The following is a 20808-nucleotide window of genomic DNA, read 5'->3' on the forward strand; positions in this document are numbered from 1 at the left end:
CATGCAACAAACGGCGCCAAGGCCTTCTACACGCAGGCCAAGCTGCGCACTTCGCATACGAAATGCCTGTAGGTGGGCCCTATGATCAACGCGAAACTCCTGCAACTGATGGTCGAGCACTCCAACGATGGCATCGTCGTCGCCGAGCAAGAAGGCGACGACAGCATCCTGATCTACGTCAACCCCGCCTTCGAACGCCTGACCGGCTATCGCGCCGAGGACATCCTGTATCAGGACTGTCGTTTTCTTCAGGGCGAAGATCATGACCAGGCGGGTCTCGCAACTATCCGCGAGGCGATCCGTGAAGGCCTCCCCTGCTGCCAGGTGCTGCGCAATTACCGCAAGGACGGGAGCCTGTTCTGGAACGAGTTATCCATTACGCCCGTGCACAACGAAGCGGACCAGTTGACGTACTACATCGGCATCCAGCGCGACGTCACAGCGCAGATTCTCGCTGAGGAAAAGCTACGCGAGCTGGAGGCCGAGGTGGATGAATTGCGCCGACAATTGGGCCAGGCCGAGCGCTGAGACAAAACCTATACAAGATCGTTGACTTGTATAGATTTAGGCTTAGACTTCAGCTATACCTGTACAACATTCCATTTTTGTACAGGATTTCTGGAGCCCAGCATGTCAGCGTATCTGCAGCAATTCGCCGAGCGCTTCACCAGACTCGACGGGGGTAGCCTCGACACCCTTGAAAAGCTGTACAGCGACGATGTCACCTTTCGCGATCCGTTGCATCAGATTCAGGGGCTGCCGGCTCTGCGGGCATACTTCGCGCAGTTGTACGCCAACTCGTACGATATCCGCTATGCCTTTTCCAGCGTCGACGAGGTGAGGCCCGGGCAAGGTTACCTGCGCTGGACCCTGCAGTTCCGCCACCCACGCCTGGCCTGCGGTCAGCAGATCACCTTGCAAGGATGCAGTTACTTGCAATGGCGTGACAGGGTCCATTTTCACCAGGACTACTTCGACGCTGCGGCCCTGCTCTACGAACATGTTCCGGTAATGGGCGGTGCGATTCGCTGGCTCAAAGGCCGGATCACATGAGCCGCTGCTGGCTGACTGGCGCAAGCAGCGGCATCGGTGCCGAACTTGCACGATGCCTGCTGGAGCAAGGCCACCAGGTTGCCCTGGGCGGACGACATGCGGACCGCCTTGCCCCGTTGGCTGAACACTTTCCCGGTCAGGTACTGCTGGCTGTTGGCGATCTTGACGACCCTGTGCAGGTAGCCGGGATCGCAACCCGTATCGGGCAGGCATGGGGAGCGCTGGACCGGGTGATCCTCAATGCAGGCACCTGCGAGTACCTGGAACCGGGCCATTTCGACCCTGCCTTGGTCGAGCGCGTGGTCCGTACCAATTTCCTTGCTGTCAGCTACTGCCTGGCAGCGGCCCTGCCCTTGCTTCGCGCCGGCCAACACCCTCACCTGGTGGTGATGGGCAGTTCGGTAACCTGGCTGGCCCTGCCCCGCGCCGGCGCCTATGGCGCGTCCAAGGCAGCCGTGCGCTATCTGGTGGAGTCGCAGCGGATCGACCTGGCCCGCGAAGGCATCGCCGTTACCCTCGTCAGCCCGGGCTTTGTAGACACGCCATTGACCCGTCGCAACGATTTCCCCATGCCCCAGCTATGGTCGGCGCAGCGAGCAGCCAGGCATATCGCCAAGCGCCTTCCTGAACGCCCGCTGGAAATCAACTTCCCCAGGTTTTTCACCTTGGTATTGCGCCTGCTCGGCGCACTGCCCGCGCGCCTGCGCCTGGCGCTGGGGCAACGCCTTGCCCGTCATGAACAGGAATGTTGAGCCATGCGTATAGCAATCATCGGCAGTGGCATCGCAGGGCTATCCTGCGCTCACCTGCTGTCACGCAAGCATGAAGTCACGGTTTTCGAAGCCGAGCAATGGATCGGGGGCCACACGCATACCCTCGATGTGATCTGGCAGGGTGAACGCCATGCAATAGATACCGGCTTCATCGTCTTCAATGACTGGACCTATCCGCACTTCATCCGCTTGCTCGACCACCTGAAGGTCGCCTCGCAGCCAACCGAAATGAGTTTCTCCGTGCATGATCCGGCCACCGGCCTGGAATACAACGGGCACGACCTGAACACCCTGTTCGCCCAACGCCGCAACCTGGTCTCCCCGGGGTTCTGGGGGATGCTACGGGATATTCTGCGTTTCAATCGCCAGGCGCTCGCCGACCTGGATAACCAGCGTATCGATGCCAACACTACCTTGGGCGCCTACCTTCAGGCGCAGCGGTATGGGCAGCGCTTCATCGATCATTACATCGTACCGATGGGCTCGGCGATCTGGTCGATGTCCCGCGCGGACATGCTCGGCTTCCCACTTGCATTCTTTGTGCGGTTCTGTCGCAACCACGGCTTGTTGTCAGTCAACCAACGCCCACAGTGGCGCGTGATCGAAGGCGGCTCACGCAGCTATGTCGCCCCGCTGTGCCGACCGTTTGCCAAGCGCATCCGCCTCGGCTGCAAGGTTTACCGGGTCAGCCGCGACGAAGGGGGCGTCACCCTCCTGAGCGCTGCCGGTACCGAACGTTTCGACAATGTGGTGTTTGCCTGCCACAGCGACCAGGCCCTGGCGCTGCTGGAAGCGCCGAGCGTGCAGGAGCGTGAAGTGCTCGGCGCCATCGGCTATGCCAGCAACGATGTGGTGCTGCACACCGATACCCGTCTGCTACCCCGCCGCAAACGCGCCTGGGCCAGCTGGAACTACCGTCTCGGCGGGCCACAGCAGGCGCCTGCCGCGCTGACTTACAACATGAACATTCTGCAAGGCATCCAGGCGCCGACGACTTTCTGCGTGAGCCTCAACCAGACCGCGCTGGTGGATCCGGCGCAGATCATTGCCCGCTTCCAGTACGACCATCCGCAGTACAGCCTTGCGGCGTGCGCCGCGCAGGCGCGCCAGGCGCAGCTGCAGGGCCATCGCCACAGTTACTTCTGCGGCGCCTACTGGGGCAACGGTTTTCACGAGGATGGCGTAGTCAGTGCGTTGAAGGTAGCCGCGCTTTTCGGAGAGCAGCTGTGAACAGCAGCCTTTGCGTGGGCTGGGTCAGCCACCGGCGCCTGGCGCCGCGCCCCCACGCCTTCCGCTACAGGATCGGCATGTTCTACCTGGACCTGGACGAGCAAGCCTGGCTGACAGGCCTGTCACGTTGGCTGTGGCGCTGGCGTCTGGCGCCGCTCAGCTGGCACCCGGCAGATTACCTGCCAGCTCGGACCCGCTGCGGCGAGACGCTGGCCCAGGCTGCACGCTCGCTGGTGTACAACGCGACGGGAGATATGCCTGAGGGGCCGGTGCACCTGCTCACGCAATTGCGTTGCTGGGGGCTGTCGTTCAACCCGGTCAGTTTCTATTTCTGCCATGACCGCGACGGACGACTGACGGCAATCCTGCTGGAGGTGCGAAACACGCCATGGCGTGAACGCTTCCATTACGTGCTGCCGGTCAGTGGAAACCTCGCCAGGCCCTTCACCGTCACCAAGGCCTTTCATGTGTCGCCGTTCATGCCACTGCACATGGACTATCGCTTGCACTTTGCCCTGGACGAAGAGCATGTGCGCATCCACATGGAGAACTGGCAAGCCGATCGGAAGGTATTCGAAGCCGACCTGGCCCTGCAGCGCCAGCCGCTCGATAGAGCCGCCGTGCATCGATACGTACTGGCCTTCCCCTGGATGAGCCTGCGCACCGTCGCGGCCATCTACTGGCAGGCACTGCGCCTGTTGTTCAAACGCACGCCCATCCATGACCACACGCCCAGCCAGAGTGACCTGGCGCTCGGCCATTCCTGCGAGGACCCTGATGATGTCGAACCCCACCCTGAGCGTTAGCAAGTTCGCCGGCCTCGGGCCGTTGTTCGGTGGCCTGGCACGAAACGCCGTGCTCGCCCGCCTGGGCAGTCTGCGCCATGGCCACCTGCGCCTGCTCAGTCACGGGCAGCAATGGAGCTTCGGTGACGCCGACAGCCCGTTTCAGGCCGAGGTGGAAATCCTTGATGACATCACCTGGAGCCTGATAGCCGGCAATGGCTCGATCGGTGCTGGCGAAGCCTACATCCACGGCTATTGGCGAAGTCCCGACCTGGCGCTGGTGACTCGTCTGTTTGTCGCAAACCTCGAGGTACTTGACGCACTCGAGGGGGGGCTGGCCCGCTTCGGCCGCCCTGCCCTGCGGTTGCAGCACAAACTCAACCGCAACAGCAGGCGCGGTGCCCGCCGCAATATCCTGGCGCACTACGATCTGGGCAATGCCCTGTTCGAGCGGTTGCTGGACCCCACCATGATGTATTCGGCAGCCCGGTTCGAACACCCTGAACAGACGCTGGAGCAAGCTCAGTTGCACAAGCTGGAGCGCATCTGCCAGAAGCTGGAACTGTGCCCTGACGACCACCTGCTGGAGATCGGCTGCGGGTGGGGCAGCCTGGCGATCCACGCCGCCACCCGATATGGCTGCAGAGTGACCACGACGACGCTCTCCGAAGCGCAATACAGCCATACCCTGCAGCGCGTTCAGGCACTGGGGCTGGAGCAGCGCGTGAAAGTGCTTCGCGAAGACTACCGCGATCTTCAAGGCACCTTCGACAAACTGGTCTCGATCGAGATGATCGAGGCCGTGGGCCATCGTTACCTGCCGGTGTACTTCCGCCAGTGTGCCTCGCTACTCAAGCCCGACGGCCTGATGCTGTTGCAGGCGATCACCATTCGCGACCAGCGCTATGCACAGGCGCGGCGGTCGGTCGATTTCATCCAGCGCTACATCTTCCCCGGTGGCGCCCTGCCTTCGTTGAGCGTGTTGCTGGAAACTGCCAGCCGGCACACCGCACTCAACCTCTTGCACATGGAAGATTTCGGCCAGGACTATGCCCGCACCCTGCGGCATTGGCGAGAAAACCTGCGCCAGGCACGCGCAGCGTTGACGGACCTGGGCTATGACGACATGTTTCAGCGCCTGTGGGAATTCTACCTGTGTTACTGCCAAGGCGGCTTCGAGGAGCGCACCATCGGTGTCGCGCATCTGCTCTGGGCAGCGCCCCAGGCACGGCGCGCGCCCTTGCCTGGCAGTGCCTGATGAGCCGTCGCTGGCTGCTCGCCAATGCCTTGTGGCTACAGGCTGGCTGGTGGCTATGCGTACTGGGGGCCGAAAAGCCCTTCCTGTCGTTGCTGGTGATTCCTGGCCTGGCCGTGCACCTGAGCCTGTGCCCGAACGTCCACGCAGAGGTCAAGGCGCTGTTGCGCGTAACGCCGGTGGGATGTGTGCTGGACAGCGTGCTGGGCGCGCTGGGCGTGTTCGGTTTCGACACCTGGCCACTGCCGCTGTGGCTTGCGCTGCTGTGGCTGGTGCTGGCCAGCGGCATGCGCCACAGCCTGGCATGGGCCGACAGGCACTGGCGGCTCGGTGCGCTGGTGGGTGCAGTTGGCGGCCCTCTGGCCTATCTGAGCGGTGCGAGGTTGGCAAATGTCGACTTGCCCATGGGCACGCTGGAAACCGGCCTGTTACTGGTGCCGATATGGGCCGCTACCCTGCCCCTGCTCGCGCGCCTCGCGGTGCGGTGCTGACTTGCGGCATCGTTCGGAGCAGTAGCGCACCTGCGCCCAGCAACGCGCCCAGCGCTTGCGCCAGTTGAACGGCCGCCCACACACCACGCAGATCTTGCTGGGCAAAAGACCCTTTTTCATATCGGCTGCGCCGCATCGAGTTGTGCCAGCAGTGACTGGCCACGCTGCCACACGGCATCGCGACGGTCAGCCGCCATGCCATCGAGGCTTCGATAGACCAGCGCCAGACGCGGGTTAGCCGAAAGTTCGGAGCGATGGCGAATCAGAAAATGCCAATACAAGGCATTGAACGGACAGCCATCCTCCTCGGTCACGTGGTCAACCCTGTAACTGCAGGCCTTGCAATGGTCGGACATGCGCTGGATATAACGACCACTGGCGCAGTAAGGCTTGGACCCCAGGTAGCCGCCGTCGGCGTACATCACCATACCAAGCGTGTTGGGCAGCTCGACCCAGTCGAAGGCATCCATGTAGACCGCCAGGTACCACTCACAAATCGCGGCTGGGGCGATACCGGCCAGCAAGGCGAAGTTGCCGGTGACCATCAGCCGCTGGATATGGTGAGCGTAGCCCAGGCGAAGGGTCTGGCCGATGGCCTGCTCCATGCAGCGCATGCGGGTGCGCCCGGTCCAGTAGAATTCCGGCAGCGCCCGCTCGTTGCCCAGGTAGTTGAGCGCGGCATACTCCGGCATGCGCAGCCAATAGATGCCGCGCACATACTCGCGCCAGCCGATCAACTGGCGGATGAAGCCCTCTGCCGCATTGAGCGGCACTCGCCCCTCGCGCCAGGCCTTGTCGACCTCGTCGCACAGGCAACGTACGTCCAGAAGCCCGATGTTCAGCGCCGCACTGATGCGCGCATGGAACAGGTACGGCTCGCCCTCGGCCATTGCGTCCTGGTAGTCACCGAACGCCGCCAGGCCGAACTCCAGAAAGTGTTGCCAGAGCTGCAGCGCCTCGGCATGGGTCACGGGGTAATCGAAACCGTCGATGGCTCCGTAGTGGTCGCTGAAGCGTTGGCGTACCAGGGCTATCACCGCCGCCGTGATCTCGTCCTGCTCGAAATGCGCGGCAAAGGGGCCACGTAGCTGGCGCGGCAAGGCCTTGCGATTGTCGCCATCGAGATTCCAGGTTCCACCTGCCGGGCTGCCGTCAGGCTCCAGCAGCAGGCCGGTACGCTTGCGCATGCCACGGTAGAAGTGCTCCATGCGCAGTTGGCCGCGCTCCCGGGCCCAGCGCGCGAAGGCTTCGCGAGAACAAAGAAATCGCGTGTCGCGATGCCACACAAGCGGCAGTGCGGCATCGCGCAACGCCTGCTCCAGGCGCCATTCACCGCACTCGGTCAGGTGAATGTGCGTGGCTCCCAGGGCTTGCTGCCAGCGCCGCAACTCGCCAACGATGCTACCGCTGTTGCCGTCATCGTTGAGTTGCACATAATGCACTTGCCAACCGCGCTCACGCAGTGCCTGGGCGAAGTGCCGCATGGCGCTGAAGATCAGAACGATCTTCAGTGGATGATGCGGCACGTACCGGGCCTCTCCCTCCACTTCTGCCATCAGCACAACATCGCGGGCAGGATCGAGGGCCCTCAGGCTTGCCAGGTCGAACGTCAGCTGGTCACCCAGTACCAGGCCCAGGCGCATCGTTCAGGCTACCCCTGGCTGGTCAACGTTACCGCTATGCAGATTCATGGCATACCCTCCAGCAGGCGCTGACGCAGTTGTTGATCCCTGGCCCGCGGATCGAGCCAGATGGCGAAGAACGCCCGGGCAAAGACCGGGTCGGCGATTGCACGGCTGAGTTTGCCATCGACGTAGAAGCGGCACCCCTGCCCCGGCATGTACAAGCCGGTGATGCGCATCCCAGGGCGTACATCCACAAACGCCTGCTGCATTGCCTGGGTCCACGCCGTGCGCCGCTGCGGTGTCACGCTATCAGGATCCAGGCGGTACATTTCCTCGAGGCTGGCCTTTACCAGCATGTCTCTGGACAGCCTTCGGTGATAGGCGAGTTCAAGGGCAAAAGGCCGGCTCCAGTCCTGAACCGGGCCTGCTGCCCATAGCTGTGCGGTGTAAAGACGCAGGCCGAACCAGGTGAACTCACCGGAGCCCAGCCGTTGCGCCGCCGGGAGCTCCGCTCGCCAGTCCGCCGCCTCGGACAGGGTTGTCAGTAGCAGGCAAAGCCAGGCCCAACGAGCAGTGTGCCCCATATTGACCTCGAGCACTCCAAATACCTGTACAATATTGGTAATTATGTACAGCTTTTTACAGGCTTGTACAATTTTTACGTACCGGCCCCGAAGCGACATGTCGGCGGAACTGGTAAAAGTGGCAGACATTCGGTGGTGTCCGGAAAAGGAGGTAGTTCAGTGAGCCTTGTCAATGACCTTCACTCTCCCGCCAACGTACTGGTCTGCGGAGCCAGCCAGGGGATTGGCCTTGCACTGTGCGCGCAGTTGCTGGCGCGCGACGATATCGGGCGGGTGTTTGCCGTCTCGCGACATGCCACCAGCAGCCCCGCGCTGGATGCCTTGTTCGCCAAGCACCCGCGTCAGTTGATTCGTATCGATTGCGACGCGTGCTCCGAAGTGGCACTGCAAACACTGGCAGCTCGGGTGAGCGCCTGTTGCAACCAGCTGAACCTGGTACTCTGCACAATTGGCGTGCTGCAAGAAGCACCCGCACGGGCCGAAAAAGCCCTGACACAGGTGGATATGGCGGGGCTGCTGAGCAGTTTCACGACCAACTGTTTCGCACCTGTCCTGCTGCTCAGGCATTTGCTGCCCTTGTTGCGACAGCAACCGATGACCTTTGTGGCACTGTCGGCGCGAGTCGGGTCGATCAGCGACAATCATCTTGGCGGGTGGTACAGCTATCGCGCCAGCAAGGCCGCGCTCAACCAGCTTCTGCGCACTGCAAGCATCGAGCTCAAACGACTGAACCCCGCCGCCACGATACTATTGCTGCATCCCGGGACCACCGACACCCGCCTTTCCCAGCCCTTTCAGGGCAATGTGGCCCCGGGAAAACTGTTCTCGCCGGCATTTGCCGCGACATGCATTCTAGAGCTCGTGAGCCGACACGGCCCAAAGCAGAGCGGTACATTCTGGGCGTGGGACGGCACACCGATTGCCTGGTGACTCCAGAGCGGGCATGGCTTGGGTTCTTCCGTCAGCTGAACACCCAGAGCACGCGGGTGGGCTTGTCGGTGAGGTTGGCGTAACGAAAACTGGCGTGGGGTTGCAGCTGAAAACTGTCACTGGCGCGCAGCGTTACCGGCTCGCCGCCATCCAGCCAGACGGTCAGTTCGCCTTCGAGCACGAAGCAGCCCTGCTCCGAGCTGTCGTCCAGGTACTCCTCGCCACTGCTGGCCCCAGGTTCCAGGTGGCTGTCGAGCATGGAGAACGCACCCGTTATCGTGGGGGATGCCAGCACATCGGTGATGCCACCGGCCAGGTGAAGGGTACGACGCTCGTGAGGACGGGTGACCCAGTCGAGTTCGCGGGGCTTGTCCAGCTTGTAGAAATAGGCCGTGGAGACGCCGAGCTCTTCGCTGATCGCCGTGAGATCGGCCACGGTTGGGCGGGATACGCCCCGTTCGACCTGGGAAAGAAAGCCCACCGAACGGCCGATGCGCTGGGCCAGTTCGCCCAGCGTCAGGCCCTTGAACTTGCGCAGGTCGCGAATCAGTACGGCCAGGCTTTCGATCTCTTCGTGCACTTTCATGGTTGAATCGCGACTTTCGGACGGGAAAATTGATGCCCTGAAAAGTACATGATTCATCTCACAAAGCAAGATACTTCGCGGCATTGCAAGATGCCGGCAACGATATGCCTGCGACTGTCTAGCCCAGACTCTAGAAGTTGGTGCGATCCCTGTGGGAGCGGGTTTACCCGCGAACACGGACGAAGTCCGTGCCATCCACCGCGGCGTCTGCTTCGCGGGTAAACCCGCTCCTACAGGTATCAGACCCAGACGCTCAGCGAACAGCCGCGTATGTGAGGTCCAGGCACTTGCGGGCTTTTTCCACCAGTTCGTCGATCTCCTCAATGCTGATCACCAGCGGCGGCGCGATGATCATGGTGTCGCCCACGGCGCGCATGATCAGGCCGTTGTCGAAGCAGTGCTGGCGACAGATCATGCCAATACCTTTGCCTTCGTAGCGGGCGCGGGTGGCCTTGTCTTTCACCAGCTCGATCGCGCCGAGCATGCCCAGGCCGCGCACTTCGCCTACCAGTGGGTGGTCGGCCAGCTCGCGCAGGCGTTGTTGCAGGTAAGGAGCGGTTTTGTCGTGTACCTGTTCGATGATCTGTTCGTCACGCAAGATCCGCAGGTTCTCCAGGCCTACCGCAGCCGCCACCGGGTGGCCGGAATAGGTGAAGCCGTGGTTGAAGTCACCGCCTTCGCTGATGACCTTGGCCACTTCGTCACGCACGATCACGCCGCCCATGGGGATGTAGCCGGAGGTAAGGCCCTTGGCGATGGTCATCAGGTCGGGTTTGAGGTCATAGTAGTCAGAGCCGAACCACTCGCCGGTACGGCCGAAACCGCAGATCACTTCGTCGGCGACAAACAGGATGTCGTACCTGGCAAGGATCTCCTTCACCTTCGGCCAGTAGGTCTGCGGTGGGATGATCACGCCGCCAGCGCCCTGGATCGGCTCGGCGATGAAGGCAGCGACGTTGTCCACGCCAACTTCTAGGATCTTCTTCTCCAGCTGTTCGGCCGCCCATACGCCGAAGTCGGCCTCGGTCATGTCGCCGCCTTCGCCATACCAGTACGGCTGCGGGATGTGCACGATATCCGGGATCAGCCCGCCCTGCTGGTGCATGCCGCTCATGCCGCCCAGGCTCGCCCCGGCCACGGTGGAGCCGTGGTAACCGTTGATACGGCCGATGATGACCTTCTTGTTCTTCTGGCCCTTGATCGCCCAGTAATGGCGGACCATGCGCAGCACGGTGTCGTTGCCTTCGGAGCCGGAACCGGTGAAGAACACATGGTTCATACCTTGCGGGGCCACATCTGCGATGGCCTTGGCCAGCTCCAGCGCGGGCGGATGCGCAGTCTGGAAGAACAGGTTGTAGTACGGCAGCTGCTTCATCTGCTGGCAGGCGACGTCGGCCAGCTCATCGCGGCCATAGCCCACCGCCACGCACCAAAGGCCCGCCATGCCATCGAGAATCTTGTGGCCTTCGCTGTCCCAGAGGTACACCCCCTTGGCCGAGGTGATGATGCGCGGGCCTTTCTCGGCCAGTTGCCTGACATCGCTGAACGGGGCCAGATGATGGTCGCGGCTCATCGCTTGCCAGGCGAGGGTCTGCGAATTCTGCTCACTCATTGACTTCACTCCATCGAGTTGCGCAGCCGTGCTGCACAGGTACTTTTTGTAATTGGGAACAGTCACTATTCAGGCGGACTTCAACAGCATCTGGCGCAGTACCGAGCGATGCCGGCAAGCCTTGCCGAAGGACTGGAAGATGGTCAGGTAATGCGGGTTGTCCATGACCTGGTACTCGGGGTGCCATTGCACGGCCAGGGCAAAACCCTTGCTGTTCTCGACCGAAATCGCTTCCACCAGGCCATCGGGTGCCAGCGCCTCCACCCTCAGCCCTGGGGCCAGTACATCGATGCCCTGGCCGTGGATGGAATTGACGTCGATGATCGCCGGCAAGCCCATGCGGTCAAGCATGCCGCCGGGCTCTATATGCAAGGCGTGACGCGGGCCATACTGCTTTTCGATGGGCTCCCCCTTGCCTTCGCGGTGGTCCATGAACACGCCGGTCTCGTGGACCTTCTGGTGCAGGGTGCCGCCCAGCGCCACATTCATTTCCTGGAAACCACGGCAAATGCCGAGCACTGGCACACCGGCGGCGATGGCCGCACGCATCAACGGCAACGTGGTGGCATCACGCAGCGGGTCGTGATGGGTGCCCGCTGCACTGGCCGGGCCGTTGTAGTGGAACGGTTCGATATTGGACGGCGAGCCGGTGAAGATCAGCCCATCTACCACGTCGAGAATATCAGCGCTGTCCATCAGGTCTGCGAGGCTGGGTATCACAATGGGCAGCCCACATGCTGCCTTGGCCGCCGCGCGCGCGTACTTCTCGCTGATGGTCTGGGTTGCATGCAGCTCGATCATGCTGGTGCATGCGGTGATGCCGATAACGGGCACACGTGGCATATCTTCCTCCGGCAAATCCATATTGCGCGTTGTATTGAAACAGTAGAAAGGCAGGTGCAGCGTCGCTGTTCGAACCTCGGCACCTACAGGAACCAGCGGTATTCGCGGGCATCGATGTGGCGCATGAAGTCCAGTTGCTCCTGGTATTTGTTCTCGCAATAGACCATCACGAACTCACTGCCCAGGCCCTCGTTGATCACCGGGTGGTGACGCATGGCGGCCAGCGCACTGAAGGCATCCTTGGGGAAATCGATGCCGCTCTGGCGGTTGTCGTTCAGCGGGGCGATCGGTTCGACGCCACGATCCAGGCCATACTCCATTCCGGTCAGAATGGCCGCCAGCACCAGGTACGGGTTGGCATCGGCACCGGCAATGCGGTGTTCGATGCGCAGGTTGCGCGGGTCGGAGTCGGGGATGCGAATGCACGCATCGCGATCCTCGAAGCCCCAACTGGCCTTGCTCGCCGCGTTGACCATGGCGCCGTAACGGCGGTAGGCATTGTGGTTCGGGGCGAAGATCGGCATGCAGTGGGGCAGCAGCTCCAGGCACCCTGCCACCGCATGGCGCAGCTTGCGCTGTTGATCTCCGGCCAGGATGTTGTTGCCAGCGTCGTCGTACAGGCTGACGTGCACATGCATGCCGCTGCCCGGCGCGTCGAGGTACGGCTTGCTCATGAAGCTGGCTCGGTAGCCGTGTTTCATCGCAATACCGCGGGTACTGCGGCAGAACATCGCCGACCAGTCCGCCGCGCTCAGGGCATCGTCACTGTGGGAGAAGTTGATCTCGAACTGGCCTGGGCCCAGCTCCGCGGTGATGACGTTCGCCGGCACACCCTGCTCGTTGGCGCCATCGACCATCTCGTGCAGCACCGGTGCAAAGCGTGACAGCCGCTCGATGTGCATGTTCGGCTGGTCGTCGTGGTCATCGGTCGCCTTGTCGCGTGGGTACTGTGGCAGGCCATTATCGAGCTTGCGGTCGAACAGGTAGAACTCCAGCTCGAAGGCCACTACCGGACGGATGCCGCGCCTGGCCAGACGCTGGATCACCCGGGCCAGCACTTCACGGGGCTCGAACTCGATAGGCTTGGCGGTGCCGTCGGAGGTGATGAGCATCTGCGCGATCACTTCCTTTTCCCAGCGCACCGGTTTGAGGGTACCCGGCACCAGGCGGCGGGCGGCATCCGGGTCACCATCGGCGAAGCAGTAGTCACCGATTGGGTAGAGGCCACCCTGGGTGCCCAGCAGCACGCAGTTCTGCGGCAACTTCAGCGGCGTGCCGGCTGCGACTTTTTCCAGCATGTCGATGGGGTAGCGCTTGCCGTAGAAGTGCCCGGGGATATCCAGTGCAATCAGGTCGACATAACGTATTTCTGGGTGTTCTGCTCGGAACGAGCGCACTTCAGTCAGCAGATCCGGAAAGACGACACTCATCTTCTTGTCCTTGTGAGGTGAACGAATTCAATTGAAGACCCAGAGCACGCGGGCGGTTTTTTCCGTCAGGTTGGCGTAACGGAACTGCGCGTGAGGGGGCAACTGGAAGCAGTCGTTGGCCTGCAGGGTCACGGCGTCGCCGTGGTCCAGCCATACCGTGAGTTCGCCTTCGAGCACGAAACAGCCCTGCTCCGAACGGTCAGTCAGATACAGCTCGCCACTGCTGGCGCCTGGCTCTAGATGGCTGTCGAGCATGGAGAACGCGCCAGATATGGTGGGTGAAGCCAGCACATCGGTGATGCCCGACTCGAGGTACAGCGTCCGCCGTTCGTGGGGGCGCGTGACCCAGCTGATGGTGCGTGGCTTGCTCAGGTTGTAGAAGTACGCGGTTGATACGCCGAGCGCCTCACTGATGGCAGTGAGATCCGCCACCGTAGGGCGCGAAACACCGCGTTCGACCTGGGACAGGAAGCCGACCGAGCGATTGATGCGCCCGGCCAGTTCGCCCAGGGTCAGGTTCTTGAATTTGCGCAGGTCATGAATAAGGATCGCGAGGGCTTCAACCTCTTCGTGCATCTTCATCGCTTGAAACTGCCGTGAAATTTTTTGAGTTATTTTTCATGAAAAATTACATGAAAAATTTCACGAGTCAAGCCGAACCTGAAAACGGGAAGCCGCGCATGGAGATGTGGGGGGCAACAAGTAGCGAAGAGGCGTAACGAGAAAAGTACCTTGAAGCCCTCAGGACGCGAGGGCTTGCGAACGCTGCCGCACCGGCATCTGATAGCGGTGCGGTTGCTGCCAGGCCAGCTGTGCCTGGACATCGACCGCCGCATCCATCACTTTCTGCGCCCAGTTCTCATCCTTCGGGCACACCACCACCACACGAAAACCGTGGTCGACGCCTTCCAGCCGCACACCCTCGGAATCATCGACATGCAAGTCGATATCGAAGGCCGACGGCAACTTCGAGGGTGCATTCTCAAGCCCGTTCACGGCCAGGATATGCTGGTGCCGGTCACTGTTGACCACGCCATCGACACGGATGCCGTAGAGCATCAACCAACGGCGGATGTAGGACGGCGTGCGCCCCGACGAGGTGTAGATCCAGATGCTGCAGCCCTGGCGGCGCAGGTCGCGGATCAGCGACCGCGTGCCACTGCGCAGGGGTTCACCCAACCAGCGGTGGACGAACGCTGGCAACTTGCTGTCCTCGGCGGCGGCGTGGTCGGCCTGGCAGGCGAGCGTATCGTCGATATCGAAAGAAATGCGTACCTGCGGGCGATTGAACGTACGCTCGATGGCTTGCCGCCCGCGCTGGAGCAGTGACGACCTTTGCATCAGCGGCACCTCTCGCGTGCAGGCACGGCCGTTCCGCTCAGGAAGAACTTGCCGGGCTTGGGTGCGTTCGCTTCAAGGAAAGCTGCATACTTTTTCTTGATCTTGGGTAATTCGTACAAAGCCTTGACACCATGCTTGGCGGAGTTGCGTATGACCGAGGACGGGTTGAAGTAACCCTCGGCGTTGTCCAGCGACAGCACGAATGGGGGTAGCCCGGCGCGCATCAGCAAGTAGCTGACAATGAGCGACCCCGTGCGGTTGTTGCCTTCGATGAACAGCTGCGGCTTGCTGAGAATTCGAACGTAGACACCCGCCGCGCGCTTCCAGATCGAGTCGCTGCCATAAGAGCAATACCAGTTGTAGAGGTCCTTGATGCCGCCCTCCACATTATTGAAAAAGTGCGCCTCGGTCGCCGCCAGGTGCGGGGCAAACTCCAGCCTGCGTGCCGGGTCGCTGCCGCACAGCACAGTGGCATTGATCTCCAGCATCAGGTTCAGTTGCTGAAGGTCGAACAGGTCGACACCCCGGGCGACATAGTCGTCAATCAGGGCATAGCCTTCAACCACATTCAGCAGCACCTCGTCGGTAAACGGATCCCGCGGTTCGGTGAAGTGCTGGCTGAGTTCGGCAAAGCGGGCCTGCACCTCGCGCAGTGCGCGCTCTACCGCTGGCAGATCAAGACGACGCGTCGATCGCATTGGAAATCCCTGGTAACACTTGACGGAAGGTAATGCGGCCAGGTGTTGCAGCCTTCCTGACTGCAACACCTGGCTACCTTGGCACATACGGCCTCAGCTGAACTTGCCGCTGATGTAGTCGGCGGTCAGCTGTTCACGCGGGTTCTGGAAAATCTGCGTGGTCGGGCCCATCTCGACCAGGTAGCCGGTGCGGGTGCCCTTGGAAATGTCGACCGAGAAGAACGCGGTGGTATCTGCCACACGAATCGCCTGCTGCATGTTATGGGTCACCAGGGCGATGGTGTAGTCCTTCTTCAGCTCGACCATCAGCTCCTCCACCCGGCGGGTGGCAATCGGGTCGAGCGCCGAGCAGGGCTCGTCCAGCAGCAGCACTTCCGGCTCGGTGGCGATGGCGCGGGCGATACACAGACGCTGCTGCTGGCCGCCGGACAGGGCCAGGCCGCTGACCTTGAGCTTGTCCTTCACTTCGTCCCACAGCGCGGCGCCCTGCAGCGCGTGCTTGACGCGGTCGCCGATGTCGCCCTTGTAGCGGTTCAGGCGCAGGCCGAAGGCGACGTTGTCGAAGATGCTCATCGAGAACGGGTTGGGCTGCTGGAACACCATGCCGATGTAGCGGCGCACCACCACAGGGTCGACGCCTTTGCCGTAGACGTCCTGGCCCAGGAAGTGCACGTGCCCTTCGAAGCGGAAGCCCTTCACCAGGTCGTTCATGCGGTTGAGGCTACGCAGCACGGTACTTTTGCCGCAGCCCGAAGGCCCGATGAAACCGGTGATCTCGTTCTTCCTGATCGGTACATGGCTGTCGCGAACGGCCATGAAATTGCCGTAGAAGATCTTGTCCAGCTTGCAGTCCATGACAATGGGGGCTTCGCTGACCACGGGAGCGGCTTTTGGCGCAGTGGATACGTTCAAGTTCGGATGCTCCCTTTCTCAATACTTGGGCTTGCCGAATACTCGGCTCAGAATGTTGATTACCAGCACGATCATCACCAATACCAGCGAGGCTGCCCAGGCGAGCTCGAGTTGGTTGTCGAATGGCATGCCGGAGAAGTTGTAGATCAGTACGGCAAGCGAGGCCGTCGGGTTCATGACCGCCAGGTCGCCGTCATGCAGGATCCAGTAGTTGCTGAACAGCGCGGTGAACAGCAGCGGCGCAGTCTCGCCGGCGGCACGGGCCACGGCCAGCATGACGCCGGTCAGGATGGCCGGCAGGCCGGTAGGCAGGACGATTTTCCAGATCACCTGGGCACGGGTGCAGCCCATGCCGTAGGCGGCATCCTTCATGATCTTGGGCACCATCTTCATGGACTCTTCAGCAGTCAGCACGACGATGGGCAGCATCAGTACCGCCAAGGCCACGCCGCCAGCCGGCGCGGAGTAGGTGCCGGTGGTCATCACCACCAGGGCGTAGGCGAATACGCCGGCCAGGATCGACGGCAGGCCGGTGAGCATCTTGGCGGCAAAGCGCGCGGCGTTGGCCAGCTTGCTGTCCGGGCCGAGTTCGGCCAGGAACACCGCGGCAAGGATACCGACCGGCACGGCGATGGCGGCAGCAATGCCGACCATGACGAAGGTACCGGCCATGGCGTTGCCAAAGCCCCCGCCCATTTCGAAGCCGGTGGGTGGCAGCTCGGTGAACACCTCCAGGTTGAGGCGTGCACCGCCGCGGGTGATCAGCATGTACAGCACGGAAATCAGCGGCACGCTGGCCACCAGTGCCGCAAACCATGCCAGCGTGGTCAACACCAGGCTGCGCAGGGAACGGCCTTCCAGCTTGCGCTGCAGGCTGGGCAACGCGTTTGCAGGGGTGGTGAGGTTAGTCATTATTTGTTACCCCGCTGGGCGTAGAGCATGATCATCGAGCCGAGCACGTTCACCAGCAGGGTGATGAACATCAGTACCAGTGCGGCGTACATCAGCACCTCGACCTCGTTCGGGCCGGCCTCCGGGAAGTTCAGGGCCAGCAAGGCCGCCAGCGTGTTGGCCGGGGCGAACAAGGACAGGGAAATGTTGTTGGCATTGCCCACCAGCATGGCCAGCGCCATGGTTTCACCCAGCGCACGGCCCAGGCCGAGCACCAGCGAACCGAAGATGCCGGTGGCTGCCGATGGCACCATTACCTTGAGGATGGCCTCCCAATGGGTGGCGCCCAGGCCGTAGGCGGCCTGTTTGGTCTTCATCGGCACGCTGGTCAGGGCGTCCTGCGAAACGGCGGCGATGGTCGGCAGGATCATGATCGCCAGCACCAGCGCGGCAGGCAGCAGCCCGGGGCCGCTCAGGGAAGTGCCGAAAAAGGGAATCCAGCCCAGCTCGCTGTTCAGCCAGGTGGTCAGCGGGCGAATGGCCGGGATGACCACATAGATCCCCCACAGGCCATAGACGACGCTGGGGATGGCAGCGAGCAGCTCGACGATGGTGCGGAACACCGCCGCCAGCCTGGCCGGGAGGAAGTCCTGGGTCAGGAAGATGGCCATGCTGACGCCGAAGAAACCGGCGATCAACAGGGCGATCAGGGCGCTGTAGAGCGTGCCCCAGATCGCTGGCAGAATACCGTACTTGCCTTGGTTGACGTCCCAGACACTGCCGAACAGCACGTCAAAGCCGTGCTTCTCGATGCCTGGCAGTGCCTTGCGGCCCACTTCGTAGACCAGCGCGAAGACCAGCGCCAGCACCAGCACCACACCGATGCGTGCAAGCGCACGGAAGGTGCGATCAACCAGGAAGTCTTTCGCAGACGGTGGCTGGCACGCGGAGTCGGGATTGGCCGGGATGGCGAAAGGAGTGTTCATTGGCAAGTTCCGGGACAGAGGGCAAACACACCCGGTATGGCCACCAGACCACACCGGGAGCGCCTGGGCGTGTTACTGGATGTTGGCGGACGCTTTGCGTACCTGATCGACAACCGATGGTGGCAGCGGGATGTAGCCCATCGAGTCGGCGATCTTCTGGCCTTCGGTCAGGCTGTATTCGACCATTTCGCGCATGGCCTTGGCCTTGGCCGGGTTACCGTTGTCCTTGCGGAAGATCATCCAGGTGTAGGAGGTGATCGGGTAGGACTTGGCACCGTCCGGGTCAGGCAGCCAGGCCACCAGGTTCTCCGGCATCTTCACCGCCGCCAGCGCCTCGGCGCCGCTCTCGGCGTTCGGCACGACGTATTGGCCGGCCTTGTTCTGCAGCTGGGCGAAGTCGACCTTGGCCAGCTTGGCGAAGCCATACTCGATGTAGCCGATGGCGCCTGGGGTCTGGCGGACGGTGGCGGTTACGCCATCGTTCTTCGGCGACTTGATGAACTTGTCGCTGGCCGGCCAGTTGACGGTGTTGCCTTCACCCAGCGCTTGCTTGAAGTCAGCGTTGATGGCCGACAGGTGCTTGGTGAATACCGCCGTGGTACCGCTGGAGTCGGCACGCACGACCACGGTAATCGGGGTAGCTGGCAGTTTCAGCTCAGGGTTGGCCGCGACGATCTGCGGGTCGTTCCACTGGGTGATCTTGCCGAGGAAGATGTTGGAGTACACATCGCGTGGCAGCTTCAGCCCTTTAGGGTTGCCCGGCAGGTTGTAAGCCAGGACGATTTCACCGGCGGTCATTGGCAGCAACTGCACGCCCTCGCCGACCTTGGCGATTTCTTCAGCTTTCATTGCCGAGTCGCTGGCGGCGAAGTCGACGGTTTTATTCAGGAAGTCCTGAACACCCGCCCCGCTCCCCTTGGACTGGTAGTCAACGGTGACACCGTCGGTTTCCTTGCTGAAGGCCTTGAACCAGGTCAGGTAGATCGGTGCCGGGAAGCTGGCGCCGGAACCGGTCAGGCGGACGTTCTCTGCGGCAAAGGATGCCGAGGTGGCGCAAAGAGAAACGGCAACGGCAAGTGCAGCAGACTTCATCAGGCGTATCATCGAAAAGCGCTCCGTGTGATGGCCGGCACACTTTGCAGCAGCAATGTTACAGCTTTGTGACCGCTCAATGGCAGGCCGCATGGTAGAGCCGCCTGAAGGTGCCATCACGGGACCAGAGGGGCTGGAGCCTTGGAATGCCTGATACTTCAACCCTAAGGCCTTAATGTGTCGATTGAATGACCGTTTTCAGTGCGCGACAGGCTTCATGGCACCGCTCGTCGATTACCGGGCACTCTGGCGTTACCCCGGCATTCAACCGCTCATGCAAACCAGCCAGGAGTGAATGCCATGCCACGCGGCGCCAAGGACAAGTACACCGACAAGCAGAAGCGCAAGGCCGAACATATCGAGGAAAGCTACGAGCACAAAGGCGTGCCGAAAGACCAGGCCGAGGCGCGTGCCTGGGCCACCGTCAACAAACAGTCCGGGGGTGGTGAGAAAAAGGGAGGCTCGGGTGAAACCACACCTTCCAGCGAGAAGAGAACTGCCCGTTCGGACTCTGCCAAACGTGCAGCGAAGTCACGCCAGGGTCATTCCCGCACATCGGGCAGCTCCCTGGAAACCCAAAGCAAGCAAAGCCTGATGAAAGAAGCGCGCAGTAAAAACATCAAGGGGCGCTCCACCATGACCAAGGCACAATTGGTGCAAGCGCTCGCGCAGGCATGACGCAAGCCCTGCCTGGCGCGCCCCGTGAAGAACGCAACGCGATGCATGGCACCGGCTAAGCCGGTGCACGCGAGGCCCGCAAGGCGTTATCAGCATCAACCATTCCCGGCGATATCCGCCGCATCAGCATCTCGGCAACTGTTTCGGGACGCGCATACGAATTCCGCCTCGGCGCGTGTCGGGTAGTTAAGGGTCAGGCGCAGCTTTTCTTGTGTGTCATAAAGGTCATAACCCTCCCCTAACGTCACGGGGAAGCCAAGACTGCGAGGGTAAATCTCTTTCTTGAGCGGCACAGCGGGAACCACAACAAATCGTGTCTGCATGATCATCCCCTCCCGACCCTTAGTATTAGTACCGTTACAGGGAAGCATCAAGTTGACTCATGCAAACAATCGCAACGTCTCTGTGTCCCGACAGCCAGGCGGTGTCACAAGACGAAAGCGTTCACCACCCTCGCTGTGATAATGACGCAAAGGCCCAACAGGCAAACGACCCCGATGCCATACAACACCGTACGCCACGGCTGCGCTCCTGCAAGATAGGCCCACGTGTGCAAGACCCTGGCAAGAGTGAACACGATGCTCAGCCAGGCGTTGGGCCCCACTGCTGTATCGAGGGCAATGGCCAGCCCGCAAAGGGCGAAGAATGCAGGGATATTTTCCAGGTCGTTGGCCCACACCTTGGCAGCTCGAGCTACCTCCGGCCGCTCCGCTACCTGCGCGGTTCGCTTGAAAACGGCGGCATCCTCCGAGTTGGTGAAAACCACGAAGCGCAAGCGGTAATACCCCTGATAACAGGAAACCGCGAACATCTTGAAGAACAGCACGACCACACACAGCGCGTATACAGCCAAGGCGCTACTCATGGCTGGCGCTCCCCGGCAACGCCAGCGCGTAGATACGTAAGCCCATCGTCCTCTCCTGAGTAGGGTCTCCCGGCAGGGTAGTGATAGGGTTGTCTGCGCTCAATGACCTGTGAGGTCATGGACGCTGTACTCAAGAACGGTCAGAGTC

25 protein-coding genes are annotated in these 20808 nt (G+C 61.7%); 9 read left to right on the plus strand and 16 right to left on the minus strand.

All coding sequences use genetic code 11. The features are described 5' to 3' along the window. The first annotated feature begins 81 nt into the window (after positions 1-81). The 7 genes from CAY82_RS08290 to CAY82_RS08320 all read left to right on the plus strand — a co-directional run bounded on the left by CAY82_RS08290 (position 82) and on the right by CAY82_RS08320 (position 5587). Positions 82-528, plus strand: a complete 447-nt coding sequence (locus CAY82_RS08290; protein WP_087500790.1) for a PAS domain S-box protein — start codon at positions 82-84, stop codon at positions 526-528. Positions 529-630: 102 nt separating this feature from the next. Beyond that, on the plus strand, positions 631-1053 hold the full coding sequence (locus CAY82_RS08295) for a nuclear transport factor 2 family protein (protein WP_087500791.1): 423 nt from the start codon (positions 631-633) through the stop codon (positions 1051-1053). Further along, positions 1050-1805 (plus strand): SDR family oxidoreductase, encoded by a 756-nt coding sequence (locus CAY82_RS08300; RefSeq protein ID WP_087500792.1) that lies wholly within the window; start codon positions 1050-1052, stop codon positions 1803-1805. The genes CAY82_RS08295 and CAY82_RS08300 overlap by 4 nt, the downstream gene beginning before the upstream one ends. 3 nt (positions 1806-1808) lie before the next feature. Next, positions 1809-3056: an NAD(P)/FAD-dependent oxidoreductase gene (locus tag CAY82_RS08305; protein WP_087500793.1), complete on the plus strand. Its 1248-nt coding sequence runs from the start codon at positions 1809-1811 to the stop codon at positions 3054-3056. Beyond that, positions 3053-3862: a DUF1365 domain-containing protein gene (locus CAY82_RS08310; protein ID WP_087500794.1), complete on the plus strand. Its 810-nt coding sequence runs from the start codon at positions 3053-3055 to the stop codon at positions 3860-3862. The genes CAY82_RS08305 and CAY82_RS08310 overlap by 4 nt, the downstream gene beginning before the upstream one ends. Then, positions 3837-5099, plus strand: a complete 1263-nt coding sequence (locus CAY82_RS08315) for a cyclopropane-fatty-acyl-phospholipid synthase family protein (protein ID WP_087500795.1) — start codon at positions 3837-3839, stop codon at positions 5097-5099. Before CAY82_RS08310 ends, CAY82_RS08315 begins: the two co-directional genes overlap by 26 nt. Beyond that, on the plus strand, positions 5099-5587 hold the full coding sequence (locus tag CAY82_RS08320; protein ID WP_087500796.1) for a DUF2878 domain-containing protein: 489 nt from the start codon (positions 5099-5101) through the stop codon (positions 5585-5587). Before CAY82_RS08315 ends, CAY82_RS08320 begins: the two co-directional genes overlap by 1 nt. On the opposite strand, the gene CAY82_RS08325 is transcribed toward CAY82_RS08320, so the two are convergent. Genes CAY82_RS08325 through CAY82_RS08335 form a run of 3 tightly spaced genes read right to left on the minus strand, consistent with a single transcriptional unit; the run spans position 5525 to position 7796 of the window. Then, positions 5525-5707: a DUF2256 domain-containing protein gene (locus CAY82_RS08325; protein WP_075045543.1), complete on the minus strand. Its 183-nt coding sequence runs from the start codon at positions 5705-5707 to the stop codon at positions 5525-5527. The genes CAY82_RS08320 and CAY82_RS08325 overlap by 63 nt on opposite strands. Next, positions 5704-7230 (minus strand): cryptochrome/photolyase family protein, encoded by a 1527-nt coding sequence (locus CAY82_RS08330; protein WP_087500797.1) that lies wholly within the window; start codon positions 7228-7230, stop codon positions 5704-5706. Before CAY82_RS08330 ends, CAY82_RS08325 begins: the two co-directional genes overlap by 4 nt. Positions 7231-7274: 44 nt before the next feature. Next, positions 7275-7796: a chalcone isomerase family protein gene (locus CAY82_RS08335; protein WP_087500859.1), complete on the minus strand. Its 522-nt coding sequence runs from the start codon at positions 7794-7796 to the stop codon at positions 7275-7277. A gap of 159 nt (positions 7797-7955) precedes the next feature. Here CAY82_RS08335 and CAY82_RS08340 point away from each other — a divergent pair, with 159 nt between their 5' ends. Beyond that, the gene (locus tag CAY82_RS08340) at positions 7956-8726 is read left to right on the plus strand and encodes an SDR family NAD(P)-dependent oxidoreductase (RefSeq protein ID WP_087500798.1); all 771 of its coding nucleotides are present in this window, start codon (positions 7956-7958) and stop codon (positions 8724-8726) included. 31 nt (positions 8727-8757) lie between these two features. On the opposite strand, the gene CAY82_RS08345 is transcribed toward CAY82_RS08340, so the two are convergent. The 11 genes from CAY82_RS08345 to pstS all read right to left on the minus strand — a co-directional run bounded on the left by CAY82_RS08345 (position 8758) and on the right by pstS (position 19129). Further along, positions 8758-9312, minus strand: coding sequence for a helix-turn-helix domain-containing protein (locus CAY82_RS08345; RefSeq protein ID WP_087500799.1), 555 nt, complete (start codon positions 9310-9312; stop codon positions 8758-8760). Between the two features lie 253 nt (positions 9313-9565). Further along, positions 9566-10924 carry an aspartate aminotransferase family protein gene (locus tag CAY82_RS08350; RefSeq protein WP_087500800.1) on the minus strand — a complete coding sequence of 453 codons (1359 nt, stop codon included), beginning with the start codon at positions 10922-10924 and terminating at the stop codon, positions 9566-9568. Between the two features lie 69 nt (positions 10925-10993). Continuing rightward, positions 10994-11767 carry a gamma-glutamyl-gamma-aminobutyrate hydrolase family protein gene (locus CAY82_RS08355; protein WP_087500801.1) on the minus strand — a complete coding sequence of 258 codons (774 nt, stop codon included), beginning with the start codon at positions 11765-11767 and terminating at the stop codon, positions 10994-10996. 83 nt (positions 11768-11850) lie between these two features. Then, positions 11851-13197, minus strand: a complete 1347-nt coding sequence (locus CAY82_RS08360; RefSeq protein WP_087500802.1) for a glutamine synthetase family protein — start codon at positions 13195-13197, stop codon at positions 11851-11853. A gap of 27 nt (positions 13198-13224) precedes the next feature. After that, the gene (locus CAY82_RS08365; RefSeq protein ID WP_087500803.1) at positions 13225-13779 is read right to left on the minus strand and encodes a helix-turn-helix domain-containing protein; all 555 of its coding nucleotides are present in this window, start codon (positions 13777-13779) and stop codon (positions 13225-13227) included. Between the two features lie 159 nt (positions 13780-13938). Then, the gene (locus CAY82_RS08370) at positions 13939-14538 is read right to left on the minus strand and encodes a hypothetical protein (protein WP_087500804.1); all 600 of its coding nucleotides are present in this window, start codon (positions 14536-14538) and stop codon (positions 13939-13941) included. Beyond that, positions 14538-15236 (minus strand): hypothetical protein, encoded by a 699-nt coding sequence (locus tag CAY82_RS08375; protein ID WP_087500805.1) that lies wholly within the window; start codon positions 15234-15236, stop codon positions 14538-14540. The genes CAY82_RS08370 and CAY82_RS08375 overlap by 1 nt, the downstream gene beginning before the upstream one ends. Before the next feature lie 93 nt (positions 15237-15329). Further along, positions 15330-16091 carry a phosphate ABC transporter ATP-binding protein PstB gene (pstB, locus tag CAY82_RS08380; RefSeq protein WP_031324478.1) on the minus strand — a complete coding sequence of 254 codons (762 nt, stop codon included), beginning with the start codon at positions 16089-16091 and terminating at the stop codon, positions 15330-15332. A 75-nt stretch (positions 16092-16166) separates the two neighbouring features. Beyond that, the gene (pstA, locus tag CAY82_RS08385) at positions 16167-17060 is read right to left on the minus strand and encodes a phosphate ABC transporter permease PstA (protein WP_024086822.1); all 894 of its coding nucleotides are present in this window, start codon (positions 17058-17060) and stop codon (positions 16167-16169) included. Then, complete coding sequence (pstC, locus tag CAY82_RS08390) at positions 17060-18025, minus strand: phosphate ABC transporter permease subunit PstC (RefSeq protein ID WP_013972145.1); 966 nt, start codon at positions 18023-18025, stop codon at positions 17060-17062. The genes pstA and pstC overlap by 1 nt, the downstream gene beginning before the upstream one ends. Before the next feature lie 72 nt (positions 18026-18097). Continuing rightward, a complete protein-coding gene (gene pstS / locus CAY82_RS08395; protein WP_087500806.1) occupies positions 18098-19129 on the minus strand; it encodes a phosphate ABC transporter substrate-binding protein PstS in 1032 nt (343 codons plus the stop codon). 288 nt (positions 19130-19417) lie between these two features. Here pstS and CAY82_RS08400 point away from each other — a divergent pair, with 288 nt between their 5' ends. Then, on the plus strand, positions 19418-19795 hold the full coding sequence (locus CAY82_RS08400) for a termination factor Rho (protein ID WP_087500807.1): 378 nt from the start codon (positions 19418-19420) through the stop codon (positions 19793-19795). A gap of 95 nt (positions 19796-19890) precedes the next feature. On the opposite strand, the gene CAY82_RS08405 is transcribed toward CAY82_RS08400, so the two are convergent. Continuing rightward, positions 19891-20124 carry a hypothetical protein gene (locus CAY82_RS08405; RefSeq protein ID WP_087500860.1) on the minus strand — a complete coding sequence of 78 codons (234 nt, stop codon included), beginning with the start codon at positions 20122-20124 and terminating at the stop codon, positions 19891-19893. Between the two features lie 98 nt (positions 20125-20222). After that, positions 20223-20660: an MAPEG family protein gene (locus CAY82_RS08410; protein WP_087500808.1), complete on the minus strand. Its 438-nt coding sequence runs from the start codon at positions 20658-20660 to the stop codon at positions 20223-20225. Positions 20661-20808 lie beyond the last annotated feature (148 nt).

This window comes from Pseudomonas sp. SID14000, assembly GCF_002165135.1.
Classification (GTDB): domain Bacteria; phylum Pseudomonadota; class Gammaproteobacteria; order Pseudomonadales; family Pseudomonadaceae; genus Aquipseudomonas.